This window comes from Paenibacillus barengoltzii NBRC 101215 (assembly GCF_004000745.1).
Classification (GTDB): domain Bacteria; phylum Bacillota; class Bacilli; order Paenibacillales; family Paenibacillaceae; genus Fontibacillus; species Fontibacillus barengoltzii.
Genome location: NZ_BILV01000074.1, coordinates 1 through 19,558, shown reverse-complemented (window position 1 = coordinate 19,558; position 19,558 = coordinate 1). Strand labels below are relative to the sequence as shown.

The following is a 19,558-nucleotide window of genomic DNA, read 5'->3' as shown; positions in this document are numbered from 1 at the left end:
ACGGCTTGGGCTGGCGCCGGCGCCGCCATCGAGCCGCTGGGACCGGGCACGCACAGCTGGCTCGTCACCGTAGCCGCCGGCGGTGCGGCTGGAACGCCGCGCGGCTACCTCATCATCTCCGCGACAGAGAGCGGAGATTACAAGCTGGTCGAATACGGAATGGGCGCTTATTCCGTATTCGACCCGGCGCTGCTCGAGGCCGCCCTGCGGCAGAGCGGCCTCGGCGCAGCCGCTGCGGGACGCGTGACCGCCGTCCCGCTCTACGCCGGCCCGGCATTGGCCGCGTGGAGGGTTCACCTGCCCGAGGGCGGTGAACCCGGCTACGTCAATGCCGCCGACGGCGAATGGCTGCCCGAGACGACGGGCAGCTGGGACAAGCAGGCGGGCGGCTACGCGCCGCCGCGGCTGGCCGCCGGCAGCCGCGATGCCTTATCGCCCGCCGCTATGGTGTATACGTCATCCCGCTTCGATCCTTACGATAACCTGCTATGGATGACGGCCAAGCCTTTGACGTTGAAGCCGAACAACTTCATCGGTCAATTAACAACAAGCCAGAAGCTCGTCTATGCGGCTTCCGGAGCCGAACGCACTTATTCCTTCCCTCTGCCGGTCTACGGCTATCAAATCTGGAAGAACGACAGCTTGTCCGAGACACTAACCGCCCCTTCGGCAGAAGCTGGGACCGAAACCGAAGCCGTTTACGTCGTTACGGGCACCGACACGACCCTCCGGGTGATCGCGCTGGATGCCTTGATGGCGAGCGGGAAATTCGTCACTTTTTAATATGCGAGACCTGACACGAGCACTGCTGTTTGCTGGCAGTGCTCTTTTTTGCAGTTTTTTCCAGACATCTTCTCAGGCCTCCCCTACGACCCCGTCGTCGAACCCGTACCTCCCTCTGCGGCAGCCTGTGCCGTCAATCGTGCCGGCCTGCGAAGCAGCTGGCGCAAGCTGTCCAAATTGGTCAGCACCGTGCCGGCAATAATCGCAACCCCGCCTAACACCGCGAGCCATCCGGCCGTTTCGCCGTAAAACAACACGCCAATTGTCATCGCAATCAGCGGCGATACGTACAGCCAAGTCGAGGGAAACACCGGGTTAGTCTTGGCCACCAGCCAGTAAAACAAGCTGTGTCCCACCATCGACCCCACCACGGTTAAATAGATGAGTGAGCCCAGCACCGTCGGCTCCAGCAAATCTCCCATTGTCACTCGTTCGGTAAAAGCCGACAGGAGGAACAGCAGCAAGCCGCCGTAGATCATTTGTGCCGCATTCAGCGCAATCGGCGAGACGGCAGCAAAATTCTCCGTGACTCGTTTGGTATATAACGCGCCGACCGAATACACCACTTCCCCGATCAACACCGCCGCGCAGCCGATCGCCCAGCGGGACCCGGCCTGAACTGACACCATGTTGGGCAGCACCAGCAGCATGACGCCGGACAAGCCGATGAGAATACCCAGGACAGCGCGTCCGGTCGCTTTTTGCCGCAGCACCATCATCTGCATCAACAGGATCATGAGCGGCCCGGTAGCCGATAATACCGCAGCGACGCCAGAGGTGACGTATTGCTCCGCCCAGTACAACAAGGCGAACGTCCCGAAGGTCAACAAAGCGCCTGTCACCAGCATCTCCTTGCGCAGCAGCAGAGACCACTTCGCTTTTTTCCTCCAAACCATCCACAGAAACAGAATTGCCCCGGCGGCGAAGAAGCGGGCCCCTGCCGCAAAGAATGGAGGCGCAGCATGATCCACGCCAATTTTGATCGCTAAAAACGTCGTGCCAAACACGAGACACATCATGAAATAGTTGATCACAATCATCGAAAATCTTCCCCTTTCAGCTGTTGATCTGTATCATACAGGAAAGAGAACAGAACAGATGACACGGGATAGAACAGATTCTCGGTTTTTCGGTTTAAAATAGAACTCACGGCACAACGCAAGGAGGATGACGATGAACGTAAGACCAAAGCTGGCACAACCCCGGAGAGTTCGGTATACGCAAGTGATCGAGTATATTTTAGACCGGATTGATCGGGGGGATTGGAAAGCGCATGATAAGCTGCCCTCCGTACGTGAGTTAGCAGGCGAGCTGCAGCTTCATCGATTAACCGTCTTCCGGGCGTACGGGGTGCTGAAAGAGCGCGGAACCATTTACGTCAAGGAAAAATCCGGTTATTTCGTGTCCGGAAGCCGACCGTCCACAAAACCTGCTGTACCCGAAGATGGGAGTCCCCCCCGTTCCAACCAGGGCACCGGCAGAGCAGGCGGAACCACGTCTCCTCCTGTCGCTTGGCACAGGACCGGGTATCTGCAAAATTCGTTAAGCGAGATTCACCAGATCCCCGCCGTCTACTCGTTCTCCCAGGCGCTCATCGACCCGAATCTGCTGCCGAACCTGTTCCTGTCGGACCACGTGAAGCAGGTGTTCGACCGTTATCCTAAGCTGCTGGGCACGTATTCGTCCGTCCAGGGGGACGAGGAGCTGCGGGAACTGCTCTGTGCAGATATGCAGCGGAAAGATAAGCTTCAGGTCTCCCCCGACGAGCTGCTGATTACGACTGGCGGACAACAAGCGGTCGACCTGTTGGCGGGCGTTTATCTTCGTCCGATGGATTATGTCTTGGTCGAACGCCCAACCTACAGTTCGGCGCTTGATTGCTTCCGTCAGCGAGGCGCGCGTCTCCTGCCTGTGGAGATTCATCGGGACGGATACGATCTCGACCTTGTTGAGGCTTATCTGAAACGCCATAAGCCCCGGATGTTTTATATGAATCCCACGTTTCATAATCCGACGGGATATACCGTGCCGGCCAGCCAACGCAAGCGGCTGGTCGAGCTGGCTGAGCGCTACGGTTGCCTGCTCGTCGAGGACGATGCGGTTCATGACGTCTACTTCGATATGCCGCCTCCCCCGCCGCTTTATTCCTACGATACCGAAGGCTGGGTCGTATACCTGCGCAGCTTCAGCAAATATTTGGCGCCGGGGCTGCGCATTTGTGCCGTTGCCGCTCGCACGGCGGTCATGGCCCCGCTGCTGACGGCCAAATCGCTGGCCGACAACGGCACGCCGCTGGTCAACCAGAAGCTGTTCCAGCACTGCTTCGAGTCCGAGCGGCTCCAACAGCACCTGGAGAAGCTGCGGACGGCGCTGCAGATTCGCCGGGACGTCATGGAGCAAGCACTCGCCCCGGGCACCGGATGGCAGTGGTACCGTCCGCAAGGCGGATTGAACTTGTGGGTCCGCCTCCCTGCAGGCATAAACTCCAATCAACTGCTCACCGAGGGCATCCGTCGCGGGTTGACGTTTGTCCCCGGAACGATCTGCGATCCCTTGGGAGAATTAGATGAACGGATCCGGCTTAGCTTTTCGTTTCAAAATGAGGCTCAGATTCGCGAAGGCATTCACCTGTTGATCCAGTTAACAGATGAGTTCGTACAACGAGGATAAATTGAAGCATAGGGTACGTTGACGCAGGGTAGTGAGTTGCAAAGCAGGTCACGATGAAGATGGCGTTGACGAAGGCTATAGCAAGACCAAGGATGCCTCTGCACTATGCTAACTTAAACAGCCGCCCTCTCCCTTTCGGGACAGAAGGCGGCTGTCATTCCTAACCGGGTTCAAGCTTTGGCTTGCTCAAACTTCCCGTGAGTGGGAGGCCTGTTCTTTTCTCTGGACTTCTTTCTTCTTTGGCTTGGGAAGCTGCCCCGCCCACAAGGAGATGGAGAACGGGATCATGCCGAACCAGCGCCGACTCCACGGTTCCTTCGCTTTCGACCGCTCACGGCGGATTTCCCGCGGAGTTTCCACGTAATCTACCACTCGTTCGGTGATATATTTGACCAGCTCGTCACCTTTAGCCATGGAGATAAGCTCCTTTCTCGCTTTGTCGTTCTTCGTTAGCTTTAGTTTGTGCCGTTTCCCCCTGCCTTAAACCCACAAATCCTCCAGGCATCTGACGAAGCCGCGGAATGCATGATTTCTCCGCCGCAGGTTCACTCTATAGAGGAAGTATCTCCTGAAAGGTGAGACAAATGGGAAAGATGATACGATGCCTGATAACACTCCTGTTCACGGTCTCCGTTGCCTCGGGAAGCTGCGGTGTTGCGACTGCGGCGGATGAAGGCAATGACCTCAGGCATGCCTTCCCCGAGCCGGTGATCCTTATCGATGCCGGCCATGGCGGAATTGACGGCGGCACGTCCTATAAGCAATTTCTAGAAAAGGACATCAATCTCGAAATCGGGCGTCGGCTTTACGTCGTCCTCCGAAGCCACGGCTACCGCGCGATTCTTAACCGAACTGGTGATTACGCATTAAGCGACGACAACCGTTGGCTTCAGAGCCGCTCACGGCACCTGCGGGATTTGGCACAGCGCAAGGAACTTAGCGAACAGTTGCCAGCATCGATCGTCGTCAGCCTGCATGTCAACTGGGGGCGGAACTCGGCGAAACGCGGACCGCTTGTACTCCACCAGAACGAAGGACGCAGCGCGATGCTGGCTGCTTCGATTCAACGGTCGCTGGAGCGGTTCTACCAACTGGACATTTCCCGAAGTCCGGAGCTTGGCAAACCGTTTTACTTACTTAACCATGTTGATTGTCCGGCCGTCATTGTAGAGATGGGCTTTCTCAGCAACGAGGAAGACCGCGCTATTCTCACGAACAGACGCGGTCAACAGAAGATTGCCGAAGCGTTGTATCGCGGCATCGCCGAATACTTTACGGTAATGTAACCCCCGGTCCCAGCTGTAGGCTGGGACTAAATTGTTCCCATACCAGCTCACTCGTTCCGATGAACTCAACGCCTTCGGATTGTAAGATCGGGATATTTTTTTTCAAAGCAGCCGCTGTTTTCTTCCCTTGTATACCAACATGCCCAATCGTGACGCAGCTATTGCGCTCCCCCTTCTTCAGCATGTTCAGAACTTGCCGCAGTTGCTTCGTCACGTGGGCTTCACTGCCAACATCGTCCAGAAAAATATTGTTTTCCAACCGAGGCAGCCCCATCGCCTCGCTTAAACGGGGAACAACGGACCGATAGTTCGTTCGGCTGTCAATGAAAAATAACCCCCGCTCACGGCACACCTGTAATACCACCGACATCACCCGCTCATCCTCGGTGACCTTCGAGCCCATATGATTGTTCATTCCAACGGCGTAGGGAACTTGGTCAATCGCAGCTTCTACCCTCTGCCGGATCTCCTCGTCCGACATGCTGGTGAGGATCGCCCCAGGTCCTAGCCATTCCGGCTTGCCTTGCTTGGGCTCCATCGGCATATGAATGATGACGTCGTGCCCGCGTTCATGCGCTCGCCGTGCATCCTCCTGCGTCGTTTCCAAGAATGGCATAACCGCCACGGTTAATTTGATCGGCAGGTTAAGGATTTCCTCAGTACCTTCCATCCCGTTGCCTAAATCATCAATAATGACCGCCACCTTGCGGGAAGCAGAACGCGGTTTAAGGGAGGCTTTAGAATCATGCGCTGCTGACTTCAATTCACCTGTTTCCGTACTGGAGTTCTCCACGAACTGATTTGCTGATGGCGCGGCTTGACCGCTAATCGAGGTCGTTAGCAACAGTGCAGTAAGACCGCCGACCGCCAGGATCAGGATTCGTCGAACCATTTGATTGAACTCGGACATGAGGTTTCCTCCTTTCTTCTTGTCAACGATGGGCTAGATCAAGCTCCCGCGATATTCTCTTCGCCGCGTAAGACAGGTCCATGCCAGATCAATGGCAAATAATAAGAGCAGCACCGGACCCACCACCAGCCAGACAGCAGAAATGCTTCGATAAGCCTGCTCCGCCAGAGGGTGCACCACTTTCAGCATCAATATCGACAGAACGACCCAATACACCGAGAACTTGAGGCAGATATGCCCTCCAAGCTGGAAGCGCTGCCCCGAATAATCCCACCATCTGCGACCAAACAACATCAGCAGCAAGCAGCCGCTAACTCCTTCCACTACGGTTGGGATGATGCAGCACAGCAATCCGGTAAGCAGCGGCCGGTGTCCTCCTTCCTGGACAAGCCACAGCAAGAGAATCGGGGCCACGCCGTACATTGGCTTAAACGGTCCTTTCATAAAGCCTTCCTTCCAGAACACGCCTTGCGTAAAGAAGTTGTACACATTTTCGAGCAGCCAGCCCAATAACGCGTACAGCAAAAAGTAAAAAGCGATTTCCCCCGTCGTCAATCCACACCAGCCTCCTTTTCTGCTAGTATGACTGTCCCTGTCGGGAAACATGCGCTGCATCGCCTTAACCCTGCTTGATATAAAAAAGCCCCTGGGGAGAAGCACTAAAACAGGCTTCTCCCCAGGGGCGGTTGGATGGCTACATCCCCAGCACCGGATGCGGCACATACGGTTCTTCAAGACGGGCCGCTCTTGATTTTTGGAGGAATCATGATCTTGCATTCTCATTATAAGCCATTTAGTCCTGTACTTGGATTTTCTTCAACTTCTGGACCCAACAAAACAGAAACGACCTTCGGCAACATTAAAGCCGACGTTTGCGCTGCAATGATCCCTGACTTTAAACGGACCAATTTCTGCGATTGCATTCATCATTCGCCTTGGAACGAGTAAGTCCTGATCTGGGTAACTGATGCAAATGACTGACAAATCCCAAGGAGCTTCAGTGAGATCCTCTCGCTGGAGCTCCTTTTGTTGTCTCATAAATAAGGGAAGGATTACGAATAATTACAGTATAACAACACCGGTTTAATGGAGAGACAGTCATTGAGCAAAGTTTCAATCAGCCCCAAACAACTGTTTTCGTTGATGATTTTGTTCGAGTTTGGGACGACGATTGTAGTCCCCCTGTATTCGTAAAATTGTCGGACCTGTTCTGGCTTGGCCTTTATCGTTGTTTATATTGACGTATTTCTGCTATAATGCTGCCCTCAATTTAAGAGAGGCTGGAGGAATGTTGGTAACCCTGTATATCTTCGATCATATCTTTAGCATAGTTCATAATTACCTGCACGCTTCTCCAGTATAATTGCCCTTTTAACCTCTCAACTTCTTGTATTGTGTCGTTTATCTCTTCCATGAGGTAAAATCGTTTTTCCTCTAACTGAAAAACAATATTATCGCCAATCGTAATTTCTTTATCTCGCAACCCCCATACTTCTTCTGCAACATATGGGATGGCTTCTGAGAGCATCCGAATAAACTCATCCGCCTTTTTACGCCGATATTTTTCTTGTTATATAAAAGAAGTGACCTCGGCTTGAATACGATTCTCTTTTCTAAATAAATTGAACATATTTATTCATCCTCTCATTTTTTAATAAAAACAAAAAAAGCCGATTTTTGCATGAATAATCCATACAAAAATCGGCTTTTAAAAAATATCTATTTTGGATTTTTATTTTTGCGGATTTATTTAGTAGAGTGATAAGCGTAGTGATAATATCCGAGAAACTTGCCTCAGTATATTGATATCCCGTCAGTGTGATAATGTTAGTACCAGGCGTGCCAACTTCTCTCAGTTCATTAAGTTCGAAATACGAATCCGCCTTCTTTCCTTCTACATCCATATAACGCAGAAGCTTCCTTGCAGACATTACAACACTTTACAACTTCGACAGCAGTTGCTCCCGGTGCGTGAGACGCTATAGATCCATCAATTTCCTCCCATGTGAAAACTAAAGTCCTTGATTGTATCCCGACAAAAAAAGGGGGGTTAAGTCAGAACTTCTCTCGCCGCTTCTATGAAAGACAACAGGATGGGTGAAAGCCACTTGTCTTTATGCCATAACATCTGTGTATACACATGCAGATCGGGAATTTGCCAGGGAAGGGCAACAAGTTCACCGCGCTCTACCTCGGCTTCCGTTACGATTTCTGGGAGAAAAGCTATACCGATTCCCGAAATGGCGCATTGTTTAATGGCTTCTGCACTTTGAAACTCTAAATACGTAATACTGTCAATGCCCTCTTTCTCAAATGACCGGTCAAACATGGTTCTATAAGGACAGCCTTTTTCATTCGTCAGGAACACTTCTCCGTGAAAATCCTCCAGCTGCAGCTCCTTTTGCCTAGCAAGCGGGTGATCCGGAGCAGCAAACAGGCGGAAGGTTTCTTCCAGTAGCGGTTCTACGGCAAGTCCGCTTGAGCGAATGGGCTCGTCAAGCATGAAGACGATATCTGAGTTCCCCTCAAAAAGCGATTGTTTGAGCTCTTGATTGGGAACGGAGCGGAAGATCAGACGAACGCTGGGATGCTGCGAACGAAAGTGCCGAAAGACAGCAGGAAGCCGGTACACACAAATAACCTCATTGGCACTTATCGTCAGAGTACCGCTTAAAGACTCGTTATCATGAACAACGCTGCGTGCTTCGTCCAATTTGTCCAGAACGCTCCGGGCATGTATCAAAAAGCGTTTACCCGCTGCGGTGAGAACCAACTGCTTGCCCAAGCGGTCAAAGAGACGAACATCCAGCTCCTCCTCCAAAGCTTTTATTTGCATGGTTACGTTAGAGGGTACGTAGTTCAGCACCTCTGCGGCCCGAGTGAAATTTAAGGTTGATGCAACCGTACAAAACGTATTCAGTTGACGCAGCTCCATTTATCGATCCCCCATACCTTCAAAATTATTGAATACTATTGTGAATTATGTTCACTTTCCCTGAGAGTATCACGACTCTATACTAAACACAAGAAATCACATCTGACCTTGAACATGTGGTTTCATTTAGAAGGGAGGCCTCTAGGATGGATTATGAAATTTTTAATTTGGGTGATGTCACCTTGCAATCAGGAGTGATTTTGCCGAACGCTTTTCTAGCATATAAGACTTATGGGACACTAAATGCACAAAAAGATAATGTTATCGTCTATCCGACTGCATTTGGTGACCAGCATACTCAGAATGAATGGCTGATTGGCAGCGGAATGGCCCTGGATCCGGACAAATATTTTATTATCGTTCCCAATCTACTGGGCAACGGGTTATCTTCATCTCCCAGCAACACAGCCCCTCCGTTTGACCGAGCTCATTTTCCCAAGGTAACCCTCTATGACAACGTTAGTTTCCAGCATCGGCTGGTGACCGAACAATTTGGCATTCAAAAGATCGCACTCGTAGTGGGCTGGTCCATGGGCGGCATTCAAGCCTTTCAGTGGGGGGCAAGTTACCCGGAGATGGTGGAACGAATTGCGCCTTTCGCGGGAATTGCCAAAACTTGGCCTCATACTTTTGTGGTGCTGGACAGTCTGAAGGCCGCGCTGCTGGCAGGAGTAGGCTTTGATTCAAGCAAGCTAAACCAGCTGACTTCCGAAGACATGCGCGCCGTTGGCCGGGTTTATGCCGGATGGGGACTGTCGCAGGCGTTTTATAGGGAGGAGCTGTACCGGGAGTTAGGCTTTGACTCCTTGGAGGCCTTTGTGACCGAGGTCTGGGAACATAGCTTCATGAAGATGGATCCGCATAATGTACTGGCCATGTTAGAGACAGGCCAGCATGCAGATATTAGTGCGAACCCTTCATACAACGGGGATTTTGAGAAGGCGCTTAAAAGCATTAAAGCCCTAGCCTGCATCATGCCGGGGAGCACGGACCTCTTCTGCTCAGCCGACGATAATGCATACGAAGCCAAGTTTATGCCTAATGCCGACTTTAAGCCAATTCCGTCCATCTGGGGCCATTTTGCCGGCCGTGGAATCAACAGTGCGGATAATCTGTTTATTGATGATAACCTGAAACGCTTGTTAGCCCTTAGCCCTCACGAATAAATGATCTTTAACTGGGCCCTGGCTGAGGGGACTGCCTTCAGATAAGCATTCAGCTTATATACACCACAGAGTCTGTATCGCGTTATACTGCCCGTTCAGCACCACCATGTGAGTCTAAAACTTATTTTCTCAGTTTAAACCAGAACCTCCAGGCTCCTGCATTCGACAAGTTTCCGAATATGCAAAAGTAGCTCTCGATTCACCATTAAGGTATATCGAGAGCTCTTCTTCGTGAACACGGTTTAATAAAATAAACCATTCTCATAAAAACAGTTTTTCTTCAAAGAACTACTGTCATTTTCTTAGCAATCTCAGATAATTTTTGTTTTTTTAAAAAGTCCTCCATTTTCTCTTCAGCCGATACCATCACCTTCTGAACTAAACACTCTGATCCATGATTCATTTCGCAGTCGAATAAGGAGGCGGAGCCTTCAATGGCATGAATCACGTCGAGAAACGAGATTTCTTCCCAATTCCGTTTTAAGCGATATCCACCATTGGCTCCTGAAGTCGATTCAATCATTCCTGCCTTGACCAGCTTGGTAAGGATTTTGGATAAATACGTTGGAGAAACCTCTTGTCTCTCCGCCAATTGCTGTACGCCGATAAGTTTGTTCGGCGGGAATGCGGCAAGAAAGAGCATAGTATGAAGAGCATAGTTTGTCGCTTTAGAAAATTTCATAACGTGATGTTCACCTCAATTATGGACTTTATGTGCCCATAATAACTTTTTATATTGGCTTATGTCAAATATCGCCTCCCTTATTACTCCTTTATTCGTTGTAACTGGCAACACTCCAAGACCTACGATTCCACTGAACCTTTACCATATGGAACAAAGAAGGTAAGAAGAAAACCACTCGCTGCAACGAGGGCTAGTGACCAAAATGCGGCTTGAATTCCTTGATGCATATTGATCGGAAAAGATAATGAGCTGTAATCTGCGGTAATTGTCACCAGGGTGATGAGCAGAGCCCCGCCCATTGACATGCCCAATGTACGTATGGCCGTGGTCATCGGCGAAGCGTAATTCATCATCGAATTCGGCAAGCTTGCCATGGCAAAAGCAGTAATTGGGGTCATCATAAAACCGACCCCGGTCATAAGCAACGCATATAACCCTACCAACAGACCATACGGAGCGTGAATCGATAGCGCTATCGTTAATAGGGCCGTTACGGCGGCTATCCCGAAGAAGCCAATCCGAATCAAATAGCGACCGCCATAACGGTCGTAGATTTTACCCGAAACCACTCCGGACACCCCCATCAGCAATGCACCTGGGAGCAACATTAGCCCCGATTCTCTAGGCAGTAGTCCCCTGACATTTTGTGCATATATCGGGAGCAGCAGTTCCACCCCGGCCATCACAATGAACAGGACTACGCCTATAATCGATGCATAAGTAAATCTCGGGTAACGAAATACGTTGAAATCAAGCAAAGGGACGGCCAGTTTGAATTGGCGCTTCACAAACAGAAACGACACTGCGAATCCCACGATAAGGAAGGTCAGCGCAAACTGAATCCCTTTTCCCTGATCGCTAAGGATGCTAAATCCATACAACAGACAACCGAAGCCCAAACTCGAATAGAGAATAGATCTCCAGTCCAATTTCGCTTTATGCGTATCCCAAACGTTTTCCAAGCAATAATATGCGACAAACAGGTTCGCGATCGCTATGGGCGCCACCCCATAGAATAAGATTCTCCAAGAATGATTTTGAATCACGAAGCCGGAAATCGTCGGCCCCAGTGCAGGGGCGAGTCCCACAATGAGACTGGCCAGCCCCATCGCTGCCCCGAGTTTTTCCTTTGGGAACACTAGGATAATCGTATTCAGGAACACCGGTACCAGCAATCCGGCGCCAATCCCCTGAATAATTCGTCCGCATAGGATCAATGTGAAGTCGACGGAGAAGCCGGCAATTAGCGTCCCTGTCGTAAAGGCCCCAGCGGATGCGAAAAACAGGGTTCTCGTCGAGTATTTTCCGATCAGGAATCCCGTCACAGGGATGACAATTCCAGAAACCAGAAGATAGACGGTGATCAGCCATTGCGCCCGATTGACCTGGATTCCAAGGTCAAGCATCATTTGTGGCAAAGCCGTGTTCAGCATGGTTTGCATGAGTTGTGCCAAAAAATTCGCGACGATTAGAGATGCGACAATGATTACAGGTTTTCTTTTCATAACGTTCCTCAATTTACTACGACCACTCCTTCTGTCTGAACCAGCCCATGAAATGTAGAATCTGTTGCGTGTAGAAATGCCATGAATATAATCATCCCTTAACAGTTTGTAGATATTACAGATATTTTTTATCCATTATACAGTTAAAGAAATTACTTATGGGGAAATTCTTGGACACCGGTGTACATGCTCTGATCCTTCAATTGAATAAGCACCTTGCCAAAACGCCCACCCTGCTGGATGACAACCTTATCCGTCGGATAGGTCCGTTCCAAATAATTGGCTATGATTTTCCTATTCTGGTCGTCCGCAGTCAAACCGAAAATTCTCAGCCATTCCATAACCTCCTGGAGCGCCGTGTCTCTAGATACTTCTGTAGATTTCATTTCCCGGGTTACGAGCGACTGATAGGAATACCCTTTGAGATACAGTAAATGGAGCAAATAAGCCATTTCCAAATGTTCCGTTTTCATGGGCTGATCAGTGACCAAAGGCCAAATCTCTTTTACCAGACTGTGCTCCCTGGAGCCGACAGACAGGCTGATATAGCAATACTGTCGTGCGCAGCTCAGCACTTTCTCCACACTGTCCCAATCGACAATAACCGGGCACATGGAGACAAATACGAAATCAAAGGCTTTTTCCCACCCCTTTGCTTGAATATCAATGTCTTCAAAAGGCTCAGCCACAATCTCTACATTCCCGTTCTTTAATCCCGTTATATTACTTTTCAATAGCTCAACTAATGGAAGACTAGGCTCCACAGAAGTAACACTAGCCCCTCTCTCCGCAAATGGCACGGTAAATCCGCCTGAGGCCGCTCCAATGTCTAATATGGAGATATCTTTAAATGTCACACCCTGACTTTCCAGCCAATTCATAATCCGTTTTGTTCTTCGCCTGCCTTCTTCGCTAAACGCCTGCTCGTTAAATGACTTTGCCCTATGGTCAAAAGTATGTGCTGGATCAATTCCAGCTTTTTTCATTTTGCTAACCGCTGTATCTGGATCATTCTTCCAAGCTGCTTCCCAAACGGCATCATTAAAAAAATCGTTCGTCATCATCCTCTTCATCCCTTTCTGTTATATGTAGCCATTACACTTATGACTTTTGAAAAAAGTCCTTCTCTCTAAGAAACTTTTTCCCCAAGAGAAGGACATGTCCACTTAGAGCTAAACGAAATCTTCTTCTGTCAGCTCCATGTTGATGCCAATCGCCGCTTTGCTTCCGCCTGCTGCAGCAAAAATCAACTGGGAAGGCATTACGTAAGCTGCATCCCCGGCGGCATACACACCTGGAACCGAGCTTTTGCCCCACTCATTTGTGGCGATACCGCCAAACTCATTTACCTCGTAACCAAGCGAACCCTGAAAAGACGCCTTCGGTTTCCATTCCGGTGTAATGAATCCTCCCGTTCTCTCGATTCGCGTGCCATCCGCAAATTCCACCTGCCGCAATTTCCCCTCATGACCGATAAACATCGTTACTGCTTGTTCAACCACTTCGATGTTTCTGGATTTCAACAATTGTTTTTGATCGTTGTCCAGAACCGCATGCCCATTTGTACAAATCACAAGATCTTTACTCCAGGTATAGAGCAGCTTGGCCATATGAAACACTCCAGAGTTCTCGGAAACAATAATTAGCGGCTGATCTCGAAGCTCCCAACCATCGCAGTAGGGACAACTGAACAAACTTGTTCCATAACAATCACGCAAACCTGGAATATCCGGGAAAATCTCCCTAAGTCCAGTGGTGATCAGTAATTTGCGTGCTTCAATCCGTTTTCCGGTTGACGCCACGGCGACGAACCTGTGATCAGTCCGGTGAATCTCGGTTACCTCCCAAGGTAAAAGTTCAACGGAGGGATACCCCAGAACCTCCTCATATGCAATACGCCTAAACTCAGCTGGTGTCACACCGTCTCTTGTTATAAATCCATGAGAAGCATGTGTAACCGCATTTCGGGGCTGGCTGTTATCAAATAACGCAACACTGCGTCTGGCTCGTCCAAGTACCAGAGCCGCATTGAGTCCTGCCGGGCCTCCGCCGATAATAGCACAATCATAAGTCAAAAGAATCTCCCCTTTTTTGTTGATTTATTTGGAGGCAACAAGCTGCTGCAGTTCACCTTTCGACAATATGCCTATTTCTTTATATAGAGGCTGTCCATCTTTGAATATAATGGTTGTCGGTATGCTCATAATCTGAAATTGTGAAGAGGTTACCGGATTTTCGTCTACATTAACTTTAACGACTTTAATGGAATCATTTGCTTCCTTTTCAAACTCCTCTAATACAGGTGCAAACATTCTGCATGGACCGCACCAAGCAGCCCAAAAATTCACTACTGTTATACCTTCCGTTTGCACCATCTCTTTAAAAGTAGAATCTTTCGCATGTTGAATAGCCATCGTGATCTTCCTTTCAATTAAATATACTATGGATATATAATATCTTTAATTTGTCATAAGATGGGTCTTGTAATCTTGTCCGGCGTTGTTGCCACTAAAAAATAGAACATCACCTCAAACGCATAATCAGTTGCTTGTGAATTTTCATAGCACTCCTCCATTTCAAATTAAAGACTTTATGTATCTATGATAACTTTGTTTTGGATAAGATGCAAGTCAGTCTCATGAAAATTTAGCCAAACCAAGGCCAGTTGCATTCTTTTGGCCTGTGATCGAGCCAACAACAGCGGACAGGCTAGGGTCTTTTGCATCCTAGTCTGCCGCTGTTGCTCTTATCGGATCGGTATTAGTTTTCGTTAAAATTGATCGGCGCAATGCCTTCCGCTCGCCACACCGTGCCTCTTTTCTCGTACTCGAATAACTTTTCTACAGCATTTGCGATTTGGGGACCTAACTCACGATCAATCAAATACAAGGCCACATCAAGACCCGAAGTCACGCCTCCCCCGCTTACGAAGCGAGGACCATCTTCAACGACTCTTGCTTCAATCGGAATTGCACCGAGAGATCCTAACGCTTCCATGCCTATTTGATTGGTAACCGCATGTCTATCTTTCAACAAACCTCCCATCGCAGGCAGTAGTGTACCACCGCATACTGTAGCTACAATAACATCCTCATTGTTAAAAGCTTGTTTCAATTTTTCCGACAAGCCTGTCTTCATGGCCTTCTTTAATATATTTGGAATGGCATCTTCCGAATTTCCCGCTGGCTTGCCCGAAGCCCCAGGCACCAAAATGATTCCCGGACGCTTTGGGTCTAATGCAGCTTGCGCTTCGAGAGCGGGCCCGTTCAGACCGCTCGGGACAGAACGCTTGCCTTCTGCGGAAACCAATTCCACAGTAACTGCTCCTTTTGAGTACATTCCCGCAGCAGCGAATACTTCGTATGGTGCTAATGCGTCCAGCAGATCGAAACCATCGAACAAGACGATTTGAACATGCATCCTTTTGTCTTTGAATGGATCATTATTTTCTTTTGAATTCGCACTTGCTGTAGAGGTAACTAGACATAGAACTAGTACAAACGACATGAGTACTCCTATAATTTTTTTCATCCTACACTGCCTTTCTGGATCGATTGATATTTCTGATAATGATGTTAGGAATGATCAACAGCAGCACAATAGAGCCGTAAACGCCAATTGTATAGCTGGTAGCGTAAATGAGACCAAATCCCTGATAAAAAAGGGAGGTGATGAGATGAATTGTCATGTTCGTAAAACAAAAGGCGTAACTTCGGATCATCCAGTTCCGGTGCCGAATGATACGTTTCTTTTTGATTTGTACAAGCGCCATAATGGTGATAAACAGCCATATTATATTAAGAGCATTGAACCCCATACTGCTTATTTTTCCTCCAGTAGCATAAGGAGCCATATATCCGGAAGTAATCACGACAAGAAGGACGGATACTAAATAAACGTAGCCGTTTATACGGTGGAGCTTGCGGCTTTTTTCAAAGACGCGGTTGGAGAAGTTCAGCAACCCCGTCGCCATGGCGATGCAGGCAAACGCAACATGAACGTGCATAACGTTTATCCAGACTGGAAGATTTAGTTCGCGCTTCAGGCCGATTTTATGGCTTAAAAACGCCTTGGCTCCAGGATCGATAATAAAATTGGCCACCAAAGCGTAAAGGATAAATAGAATACTGATGCAGGCCAAAAGTCCGTATGTTATTTTCCATTCCTTCATGCGATCCATCCCCTCATTTTTATGACCAATTCGCATTTATGGGTTAGGTAACACGCTTGCCTGTTAATTTGGATGCAGGCAGTATGCCGGCCCTGGCAAATCCAATCATGTCATCTCCACGCACGATAACTTCGAATTTTAGATTTAACCGCATAGGTTTCGTGACGCGCAGCGACCAGGTAAGCTTATTGTCCTGAAGTAAGGGGTTTATAAACTCGACCGTCTCATCCCCTTGTGTGGCCTGGCCTTGGATCAACCCATTCCTTATGGAAATGGAGAGCTTGACCTCCAGTTTCCCAACAGGCGTAGCAATTGTCGTATCCCAATCCCCGTCGAATTCAGATTCTCCGGGTAATTTGATTTCCGAGGTATCATAAATCATCCCCGTATTGTTCGTCGCGATGTTCGTTTCTTCGTCGGTCTCTGCCTTGTGAGAGCTAGGCGCCCTTCCTTCTTCCCGCCAGACCGTTCCTCTCCGTTCATATTCGAACAGCTGCTCTACCGCGTGCGCGATACGCGGTCCAAGCTCGCGTTCCACCAGATACAGCGCTACATCGAGTCCCGAAGTAACGCCGCCGCTAGTAACCAGATCGCCGCTATCCACTACGCGTGCCGGGACGGGAATGGCTCCGGTTGCTCCAAGTACATTCATGCCCAGATGATGCGTTACCGCCGGTCTGCCCTCCAAGAGCCCCCCCATGGCCAGTAACAGGGAACCGCCGCAAACCGTGGCAACGATGATGTCTTTTTGCCCGAGTGCTCGCTCAATCAATCCAGCCAATTCCGTATTCAATGCCCGAGACAGAATGGCTGGGGGCGAATTCGGCCCATCTCCTTCGACGTCACCCGACGCGCCAGGTACGAGAATGATGCCCGTACGTTCCGGGTTCAGTCTGCCGCTCGCTTCAATTTTTAACCCGTTGATGCCGCTGGTGACGATTCTCGGCCCTTCAGCGGTGACGAATTCTACGCTTAACGCGTGTTCAGCATACATTGCCGCGGCACAAAAAACCTCGTAAGGTGCAATGGCATCCAGAAGGTCAAAGCCATCAAAAAGCACGACTTGAACCGTTAACATCCATAATCCTCCTCATATTCAAAGTCAGTCGATTGATTCTCGAAGCTGCGGATCGTATCTGGGAAATATGTCAACCTCCTTCATCCGTTTTTTGCGTAGAAAAGCCCTAACTCGCGATATTTGCTGTCCGACTCGGCAAGAAGTATCGTAACAAACGAGTATCTCAAATGAAGTTGTATAAAGGTCACAAAACAATAAACAAATCATCACAAATTAGGTGGTTCTGTTTGTTGCATGGGGTTAAATGATAAACTAGTTTTCAAAGGTGGGATATTCATGAGTGAAATCAGTACCATACTGGTTGTAGACGATGATCAAAGCATTGTTGAACTATTGAGCGACTTTTTAGAGTACGAAAATTTTCGCGTTATAACCGCTTGTGATTCTATTCAAGCTTGGACATTGTTTGAGCAGAATTCCATTCATTGTATTGTTCTTGACATCATGATGCCGGGTCAAAACGGGTTTGAGTTATGTCGCCGGATTAGGGAGAAGAGTAACGTTCCGATCCTTTTCTTGAGCGCACGCAGCGACGATGTGGACAAGATTCGCGGCCTGACGCTCGGCGGTGATGATTATATTGTCAAAACCGCTTCACCCGGTGAAATTGTAGCCAGGATTAAAGCTGTACTACGACGTTCTGTTTCCCAACTGCAAATGAGTGAGAGAATCCTGGATTTTGGCCGCATCAAGTTAAATCTATCCACAAGAGAAGTGTTCGTGGATGGGAAGAGTATAGTGCTCACCCCGAGGGAATATGAATTATTGCGATTATTTGCCGAACACCCCAGGCATGTTTTTTCATATGAACAGATACTTTCGAAATTTTGGAATGGAGTAGGCGACAGGCATACGATTCGGGTGCACATCGGTCGACTTCGCGAAAAAATTGAATCCGATCCGAACCATCCTCAATACCTAGTCAACGTATGGGGAATAGGGTATCGCTTCGAGGGAGGTTAAGATGAGAACACTTCGTATTCGTTCGTTTACTTTACTGCTTTTCTTTTTCATAATGCTAGTGCCGTGGATCTTTTATGTGACAACACACTTCATAGAGACAAACACGCTCAGCTTCGCAAAAAATGGATCTCAAGCCGAGATTCTGCAAGGACAATGGATCGAGAAGATCGTACGGCTGATCGAAACCAATTCGGACAAATGGAGGGATCCGAATTGGCAAAACCAATTGCATCATGAGTTGCAACAAGCGAAAATGGAAGCGGCTATTCTATCTGCATCAGATCAAGAAATTTACCGTTCTAATCCGCAGAGCCATGGCGTATTGCCTTCTACCGAACGGTTCTCCATTATAGAGGACGGTCATTTACTTGGAAAGGTCATGATTTATCTTCCGAAGTCAAATGCGGCTAAGTTCATTTCGATATTTACCGGGCTATTGTTAGCTTTTTTTATTGTCGGTGTTGAAATGCGAAGGTTTCTTCTAAAGCCTCTCGAAAAGATGAGCTTTGCAGCTAGAAAAATCGCTGCAGGAGATTGGGATGTAGAGTTGCCTAGATCCTATATCACCGAAATCTCTGAGGTACGCGATGCATTCGAAGTGATGGTGAATGGAATGCAAAAAGCTTTTCAAAAACAAGCGGAATTGGAAGAAGAGCGCCGATTCGTGATTACAGCTGTTGCTCATGATTTGCGTACCCCATTGTTCGCCTTACGAGGTTACTTGGATGGTCTGGAGCAAGGCATTGCCCAATCCCCGGATAAAATAACCAAATATTTGGCGGTTTGTAAGGAAAAATCGGCGCAATTGGACCGGTTGGTAGAGGACCTGTTCACATTTACAAAGATGGAGCATGTGCAGATGGATCTTCATCATCAGAAGATTGATTTTAAATTCATCATCCTGAAATCGGTTGAAAGTTTAAGTCCGCTAGCTCGCCAAAAGAACCTCTCGATCTCGACCCATGCTGCAGACGACTGCTTCATTAACGGTGATGTGCATTTATTGGAACGAGCGATGAACAATTTGTTGGATAATGCCGTCAGACACACACCCTCGTATGGTGAAATTGTTGTTCAATGTTATAAAGAAGGTAACAAAATAAAGTTTATGATCCGTGATACAGGCCCGGGCTTCTCCTCGGAAGAACTACATCGAGTTTTTGAACCTCTATATCGTGGTGAAGCATCTAGAAATCGTTCAACTGGAGGCAGCGGATTAGGGCTGACCATTTCACAAAGAATTGTAAGGCTTCACGGAGGTGAGCTCTCCGCAGGTAACCATTCGGAAGGCGGAGCGCTGCTAACTGGTTGGATGCCTGCAGCTGCGCCTGATTAAGATATTGAGTAATCAAAAAGGCTCCTGCTCTGCTAGAAACAGCAGATCAGGAGCCTGTCATTGATGAAGT

At 48.7% G+C, this 19,558-nt stretch carries 22 protein-coding genes; 7 read left to right on the top strand and 15 right to left on the bottom strand.

Translation table 11 applies throughout. The annotated features are described in order from the left end of the window. Positions 1-783 (top strand): hypothetical protein (locus tag PBA01S_RS22985; protein WP_218027456.1); only part of this gene is annotated, 783 nt, incomplete at its 5' end. 83 nt (positions 784-866) lie between these two features. On the opposite strand, the gene PBA01S_RS18075 is transcribed toward PBA01S_RS22985, so the two are convergent. Continuing rightward, complete coding sequence (locus PBA01S_RS18075) at positions 867-1,823, bottom strand: DMT family transporter (protein ID WP_016312663.1); 957 nt, start codon at positions 1,821-1,823, stop codon at positions 867-869. Between the two features lie 133 nt (positions 1,824-1,956). On the opposite strand from PBA01S_RS18075, the gene PBA01S_RS18070 reads away from it, so the two are divergent. Continuing rightward, the gene (locus PBA01S_RS18070) at positions 1,957-3,453 is read left to right on the top strand and encodes an aminotransferase-like domain-containing protein (protein WP_016312664.1); all 1,497 of its coding nucleotides are present in this window, start codon (positions 1,957-1,959) and stop codon (positions 3,451-3,453) included. 186 nt (positions 3,454-3,639) lie between these two features. Here PBA01S_RS18070 and PBA01S_RS18065 read toward each other — a convergent pair whose 3' ends face one another. Further along, entirely contained in the window at positions 3,640-3,867 is a 228-nt protein-coding gene (locus tag PBA01S_RS18065; RefSeq protein ID WP_016312665.1) for a YqzE family protein, read from the bottom strand. 179 nt (positions 3,868-4,046) lie between these two features. Between PBA01S_RS18065 and PBA01S_RS18060 the strand changes: the two genes are divergently transcribed. After that, positions 4,047-4,739, top strand: coding sequence for an N-acetylmuramoyl-L-alanine amidase family protein (locus tag PBA01S_RS18060; RefSeq protein WP_371859546.1), 693 nt, complete (start codon positions 4,047-4,049; stop codon positions 4,737-4,739). Here PBA01S_RS18060 and PBA01S_RS18055 read toward each other — a convergent pair. Together PBA01S_RS18055 and PBA01S_RS18050 are read right to left on the bottom strand one after the other, a co-directional pair. Further along, positions 4,726-5,649 (bottom strand): divergent polysaccharide deacetylase family protein, encoded by a 924-nt coding sequence (locus PBA01S_RS18055; RefSeq protein ID WP_174844498.1) that lies wholly within the window; start codon positions 5,647-5,649, stop codon positions 4,726-4,728. The two genes, PBA01S_RS18060 and PBA01S_RS18055, sit on opposite strands and share 14 nt — an antisense overlap. A gap of 33 nt (positions 5,650-5,682) precedes the next feature. After that, on the bottom strand, positions 5,683-6,204 hold the full coding sequence (locus PBA01S_RS18050; protein ID WP_127576479.1) for a putative ABC transporter permease: 522 nt from the start codon (positions 6,202-6,204) through the stop codon (positions 5,683-5,685). Positions 6,205-6,339: 135 nt separating this feature from the next. Here PBA01S_RS18050 and PBA01S_RS23390 point away from each other — a divergent pair, with 135 nt between their 5' ends. Continuing rightward, a complete protein-coding gene (locus tag PBA01S_RS23390) occupies positions 6,340-6,597 on the top strand; it encodes a hypothetical protein (protein ID WP_028537995.1) in 258 nt (85 codons plus the stop codon). 322 nt (positions 6,598-6,919) lie between these two features. Here PBA01S_RS23390 and PBA01S_RS18040 read toward each other — a convergent pair whose 3' ends face one another. From PBA01S_RS18040 to PBA01S_RS18030, 3 genes are all read right to left on the bottom strand, one after another. Further along, positions 6,920-7,177, bottom strand: a complete 258-nt coding sequence (locus PBA01S_RS18040; RefSeq protein WP_085169778.1) for a hypothetical protein — start codon at positions 7,175-7,177, stop codon at positions 6,920-6,922. Between the two features lie 85 nt (positions 7,178-7,262). Next, positions 7,263-7,553, bottom strand: a complete 291-nt coding sequence (locus PBA01S_RS18035; protein ID WP_127576478.1) for a hypothetical protein — start codon at positions 7,551-7,553, stop codon at positions 7,263-7,265. A gap of 146 nt (positions 7,554-7,699) precedes the next feature. Beyond that, positions 7,700-8,584, bottom strand: a complete 885-nt coding sequence (locus PBA01S_RS18030; RefSeq protein ID WP_085278350.1) for a LysR family transcriptional regulator — start codon at positions 8,582-8,584, stop codon at positions 7,700-7,702. A 146-nt stretch (positions 8,585-8,730) separates the two neighbouring features. On the opposite strand from PBA01S_RS18030, the gene PBA01S_RS18025 reads away from it, so the two are divergent. Continuing rightward, complete coding sequence (locus PBA01S_RS18025; RefSeq protein WP_016312674.1) at positions 8,731-9,750, top strand: alpha/beta fold hydrolase; 1,020 nt, start codon at positions 8,731-8,733, stop codon at positions 9,748-9,750. Between the two features lie 280 nt (positions 9,751-10,030). Here PBA01S_RS18025 and PBA01S_RS18020 read toward each other — a convergent pair whose 3' ends face one another. The 8 genes from PBA01S_RS18020 to PBA01S_RS17985 all read right to left on the bottom strand — a co-directional run bounded on the left by PBA01S_RS18020 (position 10,031) and on the right by PBA01S_RS17985 (position 17,189). Continuing rightward, entirely contained in the window at positions 10,031-10,432 is a 402-nt protein-coding gene (locus tag PBA01S_RS18020) for an Rrf2 family transcriptional regulator (protein WP_127576477.1), read from the bottom strand. Between the two features lie 122 nt (positions 10,433-10,554). Continuing rightward, positions 10,555-11,940 carry a DHA2 family efflux MFS transporter permease subunit gene (locus PBA01S_RS18015; RefSeq protein ID WP_127576476.1) on the bottom strand — a complete coding sequence of 462 codons (1,386 nt, stop codon included), beginning with the start codon at positions 11,938-11,940 and terminating at the stop codon, positions 10,555-10,557. A gap of 152 nt (positions 11,941-12,092) precedes the next feature. Next, positions 12,093-13,001 (bottom strand): class I SAM-dependent methyltransferase, encoded by a 909-nt coding sequence (locus tag PBA01S_RS18010; RefSeq protein WP_028537997.1) that lies wholly within the window; start codon positions 12,999-13,001, stop codon positions 12,093-12,095. Positions 13,002-13,112: 111 nt separating this feature from the next. Next, positions 13,113-14,015, bottom strand: a complete 903-nt coding sequence (locus PBA01S_RS18005) for an NAD(P)/FAD-dependent oxidoreductase (protein ID WP_127576475.1) — start codon at positions 14,013-14,015, stop codon at positions 13,113-13,115. A 24-nt stretch (positions 14,016-14,039) separates the two neighbouring features. Further along, positions 14,040-14,354, bottom strand: a complete 315-nt coding sequence (gene trxA, locus PBA01S_RS18000; RefSeq protein ID WP_016312679.1) for a thioredoxin — start codon at positions 14,352-14,354, stop codon at positions 14,040-14,042. A 346-nt stretch (positions 14,355-14,700) separates the two neighbouring features. Next, complete coding sequence (locus PBA01S_RS17995; RefSeq protein ID WP_127576474.1) at positions 14,701-15,471, bottom strand: DJ-1/PfpI family protein; 771 nt, start codon at positions 15,469-15,471, stop codon at positions 14,701-14,703. A 1-nt stretch (position 15,472) separates the two neighbouring features. Continuing rightward, on the bottom strand, positions 15,473-16,111 hold the full coding sequence (locus PBA01S_RS17990; protein ID WP_068779964.1) for a DUF2306 domain-containing protein: 639 nt from the start codon (positions 16,109-16,111) through the stop codon (positions 15,473-15,475). A gap of 43 nt (positions 16,112-16,154) precedes the next feature. After that, complete coding sequence (locus PBA01S_RS17985; RefSeq protein ID WP_016312683.1) at positions 16,155-17,189, bottom strand: DJ-1/PfpI family protein; 1,035 nt, start codon at positions 17,187-17,189, stop codon at positions 16,155-16,157. Positions 17,190-17,465: 276 nt separating this feature from the next. Here PBA01S_RS17985 and PBA01S_RS17980 point away from each other — a divergent pair, with 276 nt between their 5' ends. Further along, positions 17,466-18,152 carry a response regulator transcription factor gene (locus PBA01S_RS17980; protein ID WP_016312684.1) on the top strand — a complete coding sequence of 229 codons (687 nt, stop codon included), beginning with the start codon at positions 17,466-17,468 and terminating at the stop codon, positions 18,150-18,152. A gap of 1 nt (position 18,153) precedes the next feature. Further along, a complete protein-coding gene (locus tag PBA01S_RS17975; protein ID WP_085278356.1) occupies positions 18,154-19,488 on the top strand; it encodes a sensor histidine kinase in 1,335 nt (444 codons plus the stop codon). Positions 19,489-19,558: the final 70 nt, after the last annotated feature.